Origin of the sequence: Leptolyngbya cf. ectocarpi LEGE 11479 (genome assembly GCF_015207065.1) — a bacterium.
Classification (GTDB): domain Bacteria; phylum Cyanobacteriota; class Cyanobacteriia; order Phormidesmidales; family Phormidesmidaceae; genus Leptothoe; species Leptothoe ectocarpi.
In genome coordinates this window covers 1-10646 of the sequence record NZ_JADEXP010000223.1, presented here as the reverse complement: position 1 = coordinate 10646, position 10646 = coordinate 1, and the positions used below count along the sequence as shown (strand labels likewise).

The following is a 10646-nucleotide window of genomic DNA, read 5'->3' as shown; positions in this document are numbered from 1 at the left end:
CCCACTTTTCGTAGTAGACCCGGTATGATGCATGTCATGGCTATTCAGGTGGGTTTGTCTGTTAACAAAACCTTAGTGCCTGAATAGCTTTTCTGGCTATTTCTCTCGCTTTTCTGTCCGGACTATTGTAATATCTGTTGTCGTTAATTTAGAGGATGAACTGTTCAAAACGTGGTGAAATATACTGAGGATCTGCAAATAAAATATACTGAAATCAGCTGTTTATTGGGAGTTATGCCAGCTCTCAATAAACAGCATTGATTAAGTCCCTGAGCTAAGCCTCTATACGCAGCTCGATACGTAAGGGGGCTGCCACTGTCTGGGGGCAGTGCCAGCTGAGGAGGGTTCGACGAATTTGATCAACCACGTCAGGCTTCTGTGGATCCGAGTTTTCCGTATCCAGCATTACCCGCTTTACGCGACCCTGCTGAATGACTAGCTTAAGGACAAGCTTCCCAGTCTGGGGTGCTAATAGCTGTAATGTTTGCAAGTGTTGTTTGAGCTGCTCAAAGACATCGTCTCTTAGTTCCTCTGCCTTACAGAGCTGAATCTGTTGAGAGGGTGTGGGAGTCTGGACAGATTCAGCGGTTATTGTGGCATCAAAATCAAATTCTGCTTCATCTGCTAAAAGGTCTATTGGCTCTGCTGGCAGAATCTCTGAATAGGATGTTGTTTCTATGGACATTGAGAAAACTCTATCTACTTTGCCTCCAGGAGCAGACATTTTTTTTGTCGTCCCATCGATCTGCTGTGCTGGCATGGGACGGGGTGCTGCCATAGGTTGGGGCACGGCACTCATTGTCGCCATGCGCCTTCTCATTGGGGGGGCTGCGGTTCCAAATGCACCTTCATAGCTGATGGCTTCTGGCATGTTGACTGGCACATTTACAGAAGTTGTGGGCTGCTCAACCCGGCTCTCATCGCTAACAGCAACAAAGGCGGTGTATTGCGACAATAGCTGATATGCCAGGGCTGTTTCTGTGATAGCTTCTACACCCAGTGTAGTCTCGCCGCTAACCATTTGATTCATCAAGGCTTTGATCCGGGCACGGCCCCAAAGCTGACCAATGGCTGGATTGCCTGAGGGTGTAAAGGAAACAGCAAAAGATTGTGCAAACGGTTTGCCACTGCCTGTCATGCCAGTTATGCGTAGGGTTCCTGGCTGGCTGTCGGTCTTGTGCCCCAATAAAATTAGGGGCTGTTGCGCAAATAAATCGGGCACAGCAGTGGGATAAAGACTGGGGGCTGCTCCAGGACCGTCCCAGTGCAGGGAGAGATTTCCTAACACTGGATTATTGATCTGATTAAAGAATGTATCTACTACCTGGTCAATGGGCTCATCGTGGCGAACGACCTGGCTAATGCCGCGTCCCAACTCGGCCACACGGTTTAGCAAAAAGCGATTGACCGAGCTTCCTGCACCGAAGCTGTGGAGACGACTGGACGGGCTGAGGGAACGTTGGACCTCGGCAAAAATCTGAGTTTCGTTACCAATGTATCCATCGGTTAATAGAACAATATTTCGAATATGTTCGGGGGCTAAATGGGGTAAATTTAGCACTGTTTTGAACCCGCGCATCATTTCGGTGCCGCCCCCCGCCCGCAATCGCTCCACATAGTTTAGGGCCTGTTTACGATTGCGGGGTGTATTGTTTAGAGAGACTTTGGCTAGCTGCTGAGTTGTGTTGGCAAAATTGACGATATTGAATGTGTCCTGGGGATGGAGACCCTCAATAAATCGGCGCATCAGTGCCTGGCACTGGGCTAGGGGTGCCCCTGACTGGGACCCGGAGGTATCGATTAAAAACACCATGTCCTTGGGAATATAGGCGGTGGTGTCATAGCTGAGGGCAGGAATTAGGTAGACCGCAAAATGACCGCCCCGCTTATCAGACTGGGTCAATAGTGATGTCTGGGCACTGTCACTGGCCACCTGATATCGCAGGATGAGGTCTTTGTTGGGTAATGTGTCGCTGGGAGATAGGGTGATGCGGGTGAGTGAGTTCTGCTTATCTCCGGCGATGGTGTCTGCTGCGATGGTGTCTACTACGATTTGATGGGAGGGAGATTGCAGATTTGATAGCTCAAAGCCTGTCTCAATCTCGACTGTGATCTGAATGTCATGGCCAGACCTTAGCCCAGCGGGCAAAATGGGGCCATTCAAGCGACTGGCATCCGGTACTAAATCCGTATCTTGGTTTAGGCTCATGGGAGCCGTCGCCGTGCCGTGCCCCGCGCCTTGGCCCAAGTCTGCTATGGCATTGCCTGGAATGTAGCGCGGCCCCACCACCATGGGAAAGACAAACTCATAGGAGCCCTGCTTGTAGGCTAGCTGGTCGCTGTAGCCGATTGTTACTTTAATTTGTTCCCCTGGTGGGATATTGGCCAGGGACTGGGTGAAGATATTGGCTCGTTCCTGCTCTAGCAGCCCGGCGGTTTGCCCTTTTTGCTGAGCGCGCTGGTAGATAGCCTGGGCCTCTTCGCGTTTTTCGATGCGACCGTGGATGGTGCGATCGCAAAATCGCACCACCAAAGTGTCCACAGCAGCCTCATCGGGTAGCGGAAAGACGTAGGTTGCGTCGAGGGTCGTGGTAAATGGGTTTTCAAATGTGTGGGTAACGTCTACGCGGGAAATATTGCCGCTGACCTGGGCCTTGACCTCAGTGTGCTTGAGCGGAAACACGAGGGGCTGCTCCTCAATACCTTGTCCATATAAACCAGCAGTTTGAGGGGATAACGTTTGTACCATGATGAGACCTCCAGGGGGTGAACTGACTCCAGATTAGGCGGGCCAGCCGCTAAAACATGCTCAGTTTTGGGTTCAGTCAGTTCATCCAGTGGTGAGTCAATGGTGAGTCAGCGGTGAGTCAATGTCCTAGCTATACTGGTGCAGTCCCTAGAAGCAACCATGCCGTTACAGATGTGCCGTTGGTGCGGTTAAAGATATTGATGCAGCAGCTCATTTAGATTTTTCAGAGGGCTAGGCTCAAGGGACGGAATCAGCTGCCATTGGTTTTCTACACGCTCTAACGTTGCCACAAACAGAGTTGTAATGCCTTGCCATTGGGGATTAGATAGGGAATGGTGGAGTAACGTTTGGCGACTTGAACTAGCTGAAATGCGCCAAAAGGCATTTTGCACCTGGCTCAAGTCCTGTTGTTGCGCTTCACCGCAGTCAATGTTGACAACAAAAACAAGCTTTTTAATATCGGTAGGTAATTTTAAGAGACTGATTAAAAGCTGTTCGTCATCGCCTTCGCCTTCGCCAGTAATACTGTCATTGAGTAATTGGATGGCTCCGGACGGGTGGCGAGGATGACCTGCATAGATAAACCCCTCTTTTCCTGAGGCTAAGCGCCCACTGGCGCTTAGGGCTAACACAGCCATATCTAAGTCGAGTTCTGTTTCCGATTGGGCATCCCAGCCGAGACCGCATTGGAGTTGAGAAACAGAGTTGGGTAAATGTTGAACAACAGAATCAGGATTCATAGTACAGAGTGATGCACGTATTAAACAAGAATATAGATACGATTGCTGATCTACAAGTGGAATAGCACCACAAAATTCGATTCATTGGATTGTCAGGGATAAAAGTTCGAGAATTAGATTAGCTTTCTATTCTACAGCGAGTAAACCCGTTCGCCATATAATCGGGTTTATGAGGTAGCTCATAGTTGTTGATCAAAAATCTTGACAGACTATACATGTAACAAAATGTGAGATTACCGTTTCAATGGCTTTAAACACTGATTTGCTAACAGCTAGTTTTGACCTCCTCAAGCATAACAAGTCTGAATTTAGTCATCTTTTCTACAACACATTATTTTCAGACTATCCAGAGGTAAAACCCCTATTTACCCATACCAATATGCATGAGCAACCCAAAAAATTATTTGCGTCTCTAGCCTTGATAGTTCAAAATTTAACCAAACCTGGTGTTTTAACAAATACGCTCCAGGGTATGGGTACGGACCATGTAAAGTACGGTGTGTTTCCAGAACACTACCCCATGGTGGGGGGTACCTTACTAAAATCGATGGCTACGACCCTTGAAGAAAATTGGACACCTGAAGTTTCAGAGGCTTGGGTCGAGGCCTATTCAGCAATTACTGAAATTATGTTAACGGGAACAGATTATCCTGAAAACATCCTTGATCTTAAACGCGCTGGCTCGGTCTAGTCGCTGTAAATAACAGTAAGAGCGATCTTTTCGCCAGAACATGGGGTATGCGATCTCAATTCTAGCTCTCCTTACCCTTTGCTATTACCACTGGCTGACTCCTGTTACCGCCCTGGCCCTTAGTGTAGCAGTGCTTAGATTTTGCTTGGTTATCGGGTTTCTAGACCAGTACAAAACAGCAAAAATTCAATATGTAGCAAGTCTAGAAACCCTCTCATCCACACTGTTTTTACTCATTGCAGCTATTTCTCTCCTACCCGCTCATTTGCCTGTATCAATGTGAACTGTAGGACACACGAATTCTGCGCTATGAATGATCCCAGTCGGGCTTAATCAGTTTACGACTATTGATGTACCGGTCGATTGACATCGCTGCAATACAACCATCACCTGCAGCCACGACAGCTTGCTTGAATGGTGTATTACGAATATCGCCGATGGCCCAGACCCCGTCTATACTGGTTCCCATCATCTCATCAACGTGAACTCCACCATTAGCATCAAGTACTACTTGATCTCCGACAAAATCTGTAATCGGTTTTGAACCACTTTGGTATACAAACACACCTTCTACAGGAAGGGCCTGCTGTTCTGTCTGTCCCTTTTCCTTTAGCAGAACACTAGTTACCCCACCGGTATCACCTTGGATCTCCATCAGACGTGTACGGTTCCAATGTTTTAGGTTTGGCTTACGGAGTAAATCTTGGGCATGGGCATCTTCTGGTAGAGGTTCTTTTTTGGTAATCCAGTGAACCGTTGAGGCAAATTTAGTCAGTACTTGAGCTTCTTCTATCGCTTCTGCATTTTCGCCAGCCACGGCAACCTCACTTTGACGATAAAACGCGCCATCGCAGGTGGCACAATAACTGACACCTCTACCTAAAAACTCTGACTCACCCTGAACGGAGGAGACTCGTCCCATGGCACCTGTCGCTAAAACGAGAGCTTTTCCAATGAAGGTTCCTTCAGGGGTATAGACCTTTTTCAAAGGTCCATTGACGTCAATGCCAAAGACCTGAGCCTGCTGGTATGTTGCTCCAAACTCAACAGCCTGCTCCTTCATGACAGTTAATAACTCAGCGCCGCTGATTTCTCCGGCAACACCAGGGTAGTTGGCAATTTTATGGGTAATGGCCAGTGCGCCTACCGCTGCATTCTTATCTAAGATGACCGTTTTGAGGTCAGCTCGTGATGTGTACAAAGCACAAGAGCACCCTGCTGGGCCACCGCCGATAATGACTACATCAAATTCGTAAGTATCCAAAACAGGGTCCCCTTAGGTATGAATAACAGCTTGTATCTGAATGATCACTAGAAATTGAATGCCTCTATCTTTCAATGATTGAATGGCGATAATGCTAGGCTGATACGTTTGAAGAACAACTTGCTGGTATATTTCAGCTAAGCTGGGGGATAACGTAACCCATCTAGAAAACTGCTAACTATTCTCAGCAGTGGCTATGAAACTCAGACCTATTAACCCTTTTGGATTTAACTAGCTCTTATGTAAAAAATGGCGCTAGGCCTTGGAGGCCCAACACCTCTTTGTAACTTTGCAACTTGTAGTAATTTTATCTTACACCTAAAGCGATCTAAAGTGTTGAAAAATATGGGCTATACAATTAAATCCGTTACATCCCTAATATAGGAAGCGATTGGGGTAGAGTCGGGGCTATTTCTGAGTCTTTGTGATATCCAGCCATGCTGTGTTCGGTCATGTTTCAGCAGCAGATCCTAGTGCGAATCCTAACCTTGTTTCTAAGCGAGGTTAACTTCACCCGCAGCGATTGTCTCAAGACCTTCCGAATTGAGAATGACAATCTTGCCCCCACGACCATATTTTACAATGGCGTCTAGCTTTTTCATCAAGCGAGCACATTCTTCGTAGGTAATGCCAATGCTGCGAGCCATTTGGTAATAGGGCAGTTTAATCCGTAGTTGCTCTCCAGCATCGATGATGTCTGTGCCATATTGCCAGGCGGAATACTGAATCAATTGGGCCAATCGCACCACCGCCCGTTCTGAGACCAAGCCATGCACCACGGTGTGTAATTGTTGCAATCGCTGATTAAACACCACCAATAATCGTAGTGCCACTTCTGGCGTTTGCTGAATTGTATTGAGGAGAGTAGTTTGAGAGAGCGTCAAAACCTGACAATCTGCCATCGCGATGACGGTGGCAGGAGCCTGGGCATCCCCAAACAGAGCCGGAGCCGCAAAAATGTCGCCATCCCTGAGGGTGCGCAGAATTGTTTCCTTCCCAGTGGCGGCACTTTTCTGGACTTGCAGTACCCCACTGACTAGAACGTGTAACGCCATTGGCAGTGGATCCCCTTCATGTAAAACGATTTCCTCACGCTGATATTGCTGGATCTGGGTATGGGGCTGGAGTTGTTCTAGATCGTCGGGGCTGAGGGCTGCAAACAGCTGGATTTGGGAAAGTTGAGAAATTGTCGCTTTCATCGAGGTTTTGTCGTCTTTGAGCTAATCGAGGTAATAGGTTCAACCTACCTGAATGATTAAGACTAGCGCTATACTCAGACCAGTTATGGGCTTAGTAACTCATGGACAGACGGTTTTGGGTATAGGTAGGCACAATGGGGCAGTCTGTAAGGGCTTCGGAAAAAGGGCTTGCGATCGCAAATCAAGCCCGTCAACGCCTGGGCTGGACTAAAACCAGCACCGCCTGCTGGTGGCAAGATGCCCACACCTCCAGAGCTACTCTGAGACGCTTTTGGCGCGGTGAGCGTATCCAACAGGACGCGTTTATCGCCATTTGTCAGGCTGTTGGTCTGAGCAACTGGCAAGAGATTGCCGAATTAGCTCTTGAGCCCAGAAATGAGGAAAGCTTATCGTTCCCCTGTTTGATCGATTGGGGAGAGGCTCCTGATATTGAGCAATTTTATGGCCGTGAGCAAGAGCTACAACAGCTGCAGACCTGGGTGAACACAGCCAAGCTGATCACTATTAGTGGTCTGGGGGGTACAGGTAAAACCACCCTGGCAATAGTCCTAGCTGAACAGCAACAGACCGAATTTGAACAGATTATTTGGCGCTCAAGCAATGTGCCCCTTGAAACACTGCTGACAGATGTACTAGAGACTCCTAGCGAAACCGTTGAGCAAGGCGTAAAACAGCTGCTCAAAACAATGCAGCATCGCAGACTAATTATCTTAGATGCTATCGAGAGCCACATCCACTTAGATTTTCTCTACCGCATCAGCCGTTCTCGACATCGCAGCTGCTTATTAGTCATTAGCCGTCAGCCCTTACCGACTCAATTTCAAACATTAAATCGGTCTCAGCAAATCTCTCTCTCTGGTTTTTCACCTGATGCCGCTGTTAAGCTGCTGCGGACTTGTGGCTGTAGGGGGCAGCTCTCTCAGCTCAAAACGCTGGCTCGGCTCTATGGCCATAATCCCCTGGCCCTAAAGCTAGTAGCCTCGACGATCAAAACTGTCTTTAATGGTCAAATAGCGCCTTTTTTAGACCAGGAAACCATTATTCTGCCAGATCCAATTCGCCTACTCTTTCAGCAACAGTTTAAGGCCCTTGAGCCGCTAGAAAAAACGATTCTCTTTTGGCTAGCAATTTGGCAAGAACCGATTTCCCTATGTCGGCTACAAACCCATCTACTGAGTCCTGATCCAGCTACAACCATGACGTCACTGTCAACGCTAGTACAGCGTTCTTTGGTGACCCAGCATTTTCTTGCGGACCAACCTTCGTTTAGCCTGCAGCCGATGATAATGACCTTTTTTATTAATGAGCTAGCAGCTGCGATCGCACAAGAGATTCTCCAGGCGCATTCAACTCAGGACTTTGAGCTGTTAAAGACTCACTGTATTGTCCGACCGGGAACTGACGATATTCTAGGAGATCGCGTTCTGGCAGCGCTACAAAAGAACTATCAAAACCAGATAGCCCAGCCGCTGTCGGAGTCTATAAGCACCTGGCTACAGCAGGCTAAATTAGAGTCTTCTAGCACGGTGGGCTATTTGATATTTAATTTGACTATTCTCGCCAAAAGATTTGAAGCCACGGGCTAGCACAGCACCTAATCTTAGAACGTAAGCGAGCAAGCGCTCAATAGATTTTTAAGCACCCGCTAATCAGAGCGAGGTTTTGTAGCGTTGAACAGCGGCTGTAACATTTTTATATTCGTGGGTAATTTGAGACAGCATCGATACGGTGGGCTCGATACTTTGGCTGCTTACTAGGCTTTCCATAGTCTGACAGATTTGAGCAAGATTCATGGCACCGATACCGCGACTAAGCGACTTCAGCGCATGAACGGTTTGGCTTAAAGCCAGCGGATCTTTTTGTTCAATAGCCGACTGAATTGCATATATCCGTCGAGGTGCGTCTTCTAGAAATGTGTCGCATATTTCCTTTAAGAATAAATGGTTGCCACCCATACCTTCTAAGACCTGAGAGTCTAAAGTAGGCAGTGCATCCAAATTTTCAGCAGACGATAGTACCGCAGGTTCTGCGGCGACGGCAGCAGGTCTCAAGGACTGACATTTTTGGATGGCTGCCTTTAAATCACGCTTATGGATCGGTTTACTAATGTAGTCATCCATTCCCGCAGCGAGATACGTTTCCCGCACTCCCTGCATCGCGTTTGCCGTCATGGCAACGATGTAAGGCTGGACAATATTGAGAGATAAACGGATAGTCTGCGTCGCAACCAAGCCATCCATCTCTGGCATTTGTATATCCATTAGAACTAAGTCATAGGACTGATGCTGAAGGGCGTCAATCACCTCTTTGCCGTTATTAACAATATCGGCATCATAACCACAGGACTTCAGCATCTGTAGCGCCACAACTTGATTAAGGGCAATATCTTCGGCTAGTAAGATGCGCAGAGGGACTGATGAAACAGTTTCGAGCTTTGTTGAATATCTTGCGGGAGGCTGGTCAAGGCAGTCGCTAAAAGACAAATTTTTTTGTTTATGGGGACTATTTGAACCTAATAACTCGTCGGCTTCAAGTCTGATAGAAAAGTCAAATATTGTTCCTTGATTGACCGCGCTCTCGACCCATATGGTGCCGCCCATCATTTCGATCAGCTGTTTGTTGATGGCCAGCCCCAGCCCTGTACCACCGTACTTTCGAGTAATTGAAGCATCTGCCTGGGAAAAGGGCTGAAAAAGATGCTGAATTTTATCTGGGGCAATCCCAATACCGGTATCCTCAACCCTAAATTCAATGCTGTACTGACGGGCACTCTCTTTTGTATTTAGGGATGAGTCTGTGGGATGAACTTCGGCATAAATGTCTATTTCACCGCGTTCCGTAAATTTTATGCTGTTGCTAATTAGATTGGCTAAGATTTGGCGTAACCGGACCGCATCTCCTTTAAAGAATTTAGGATGATGGGCCAGTTCAACCCGACTTTTCAACGTTAGACCTTTCTCTGTCGCCTGATTTGTGAACAGTGCCACCACATCTTCAACACATTGATATAGGTCAAGCCGATCCAATTCTAAAATCAGTTTTTTAGATTCAATTTTAGAAAAATCAAGAATATCGTTGATAACGGTTAAAAGTGTATCGCTGCCCGTCCGAATGACTGAAACGATTTTCTTCTGATAGGCATCTAGACTCGTTTCGTTCAGAAGCTCAGTCATGCCAATCATGGCATTCATGGGGGTGCGAATTTCATGACTCATGTTGGCCAAGAACTCGCTTTTAGCTCGAAGCACCGCTTCAGAATGATCGAGCGCCGCCATTATCAAAATGCTGTGTAAATCTAAGGCCGTTGTTAGCTCATGGGATGACCAGGGTAACGCCTGTCCTTTTAACTCCTCTTTCCACAGCTCGAATGATTTACGTGGACATAGCTCTAAGTCTCCTGTCGGGTTTATTTTAGTCGTGTCGCTAAATCGACCAGCCCACGAAACGGTTCTTAACTGCTCAGGGCGAAACAGCAGGATGCCGTAGGAGACCGACTGGGATCGCCCTGACGTAACGCTCAATAGTCCAGCGGGCAGGGCACCCCGATAGTCTTTTGATAAAGCACAGGTTGAAAATATCGGGCTAGGACGCTTTCGCAGCCAGTGGATTAAATCTGGGATATCGGCCTCAGAGGGGGTGTTGCCTGTGAGCGTAATATCTTGATCAAAAATTAAGGCTAGCCCATCAGCCTTAAATATCTCAAGTAGCAGATTAGAATTTTGGACAAACACCTGCTGTAGGGACGCCTCATTCTGCTTTTTAGCTGCCCGCAGTGTTGTCAGAAACTGTCTGCTTTTGTTGCGGTAGTAGCTGTTTTCTAACTGTTTTTGTCGGAATAGGTTGAGCGAGGCCACCTTTGATAAGAGGCTGAGGCTATCACGAGTTTCGACTGATATGTCGGTGGGTCGACCATGGTGACAGGCAATTAGACCCCATAGCCCCTGCTCATCCAGTAGAGGCATGGTAAGGGTACTAGCAACCCCCATATTTTTAAGGTATTCAA

Annotated in this window: 7 protein-coding genes; 2 read left to right on the top strand and 5 right to left on the bottom strand. The window is 47.4% G+C overall.

Annotated elements, in window-relative coordinates; all coding sequences use genetic code 11:
• Positions 1–274: 274 nt before the first annotated feature.
• Both IQ260_RS20365 and IQ260_RS20360 read right to left on the bottom strand, forming a co-directional pair.
• Positions 275–2749 carry a VIT domain-containing protein gene (locus IQ260_RS20365; RefSeq protein WP_193994927.1) on the bottom strand — a complete coding sequence of 825 codons (2475 nt, stop codon included), beginning with the start codon at positions 2747–2749 and terminating at the stop codon, positions 275–277.
• Between the two features lie 188 nt (positions 2750–2937).
• Complete coding sequence (locus tag IQ260_RS20360; protein ID WP_193994926.1) at positions 2938–3489, bottom strand: TerD family protein; 552 nt, start codon at positions 3487–3489, stop codon at positions 2938–2940.
• Positions 3490–3733: 244 nt separating this feature from the next.
• Here IQ260_RS20360 and IQ260_RS20355 point away from each other — a divergent pair, with 244 nt between their 5' ends.
• Entirely contained in the window at positions 3734–4180 is a 447-nt protein-coding gene (locus IQ260_RS20355) for a globin family protein (RefSeq protein WP_193994925.1), read from the top strand.
• A gap of 307 nt (positions 4181–4487) precedes the next feature.
• Here IQ260_RS20355 and IQ260_RS20350 read toward each other — a convergent pair whose 3' ends face one another.
• Both IQ260_RS20350 and IQ260_RS20345 read right to left on the bottom strand, forming a co-directional pair.
• Positions 4488–5444, bottom strand: a complete 957-nt coding sequence (locus IQ260_RS20350; protein WP_193994924.1) for an NAD(P)/FAD-dependent oxidoreductase — start codon at positions 5442–5444, stop codon at positions 4488–4490.
• A 494-nt stretch (positions 5445–5938) separates the two neighbouring features.
• Entirely contained in the window at positions 5939–6643 is a 705-nt protein-coding gene (locus IQ260_RS20345) for a Crp/Fnr family transcriptional regulator (protein WP_193994923.1), read from the bottom strand.
• A 134-nt stretch (positions 6644–6777) separates the two neighbouring features.
• Here IQ260_RS20345 and IQ260_RS20340 point away from each other — a divergent pair, with 134 nt between their 5' ends.
• Complete coding sequence (locus tag IQ260_RS20340; RefSeq protein ID WP_193994922.1) at positions 6778–8229, top strand: NB-ARC domain-containing protein; 1452 nt, start codon at positions 6778–6780, stop codon at positions 8227–8229.
• 63 nt (positions 8230–8292) lie between these two features.
• Here IQ260_RS20340 and IQ260_RS20335 read toward each other — a convergent pair.
• On the bottom strand, positions 8293–10646 hold a 2354-nt coding region (locus IQ260_RS20335; RefSeq protein ID WP_193994921.1), incomplete at its 5' end, for an ATP-binding protein.

Bases quoted from the DNA above. Each gene is read 5' to 3' on its own strand.
- IQ260_RS20360 (WP_193994926.1), bottom strand. From the start codon at position 3,489: ATGAATCCTGATTCTGTTGTTCAACATTTACCCAACTCTGTTTCTCAA.
- IQ260_RS20365 (WP_193994927.1), bottom strand. From the start codon at position 2,749: ATGGTACAAACGTTATCCCCTCAAACTGCTGGTTTATATGGACAAGGT.
- IQ260_RS20340 (WP_193994922.1), top strand. From the start codon at position 6,778: ATGGGGCAGTCTGTAAGGGCTTCGGAAAAAGGGCTTGCGATCGCAAAT.
- IQ260_RS20355 (WP_193994925.1), top strand. From the start codon at position 3,734: ATGGCTTTAAACACTGATTTGCTAACAGCTAGTTTTGACCTCCTCAAG.
- IQ260_RS20345 (WP_193994923.1), bottom strand. From the start codon at position 6,643: ATGAAAGCGACAATTTCTCAACTTTCCCAAATCCAGCTGTTTGCAGCC.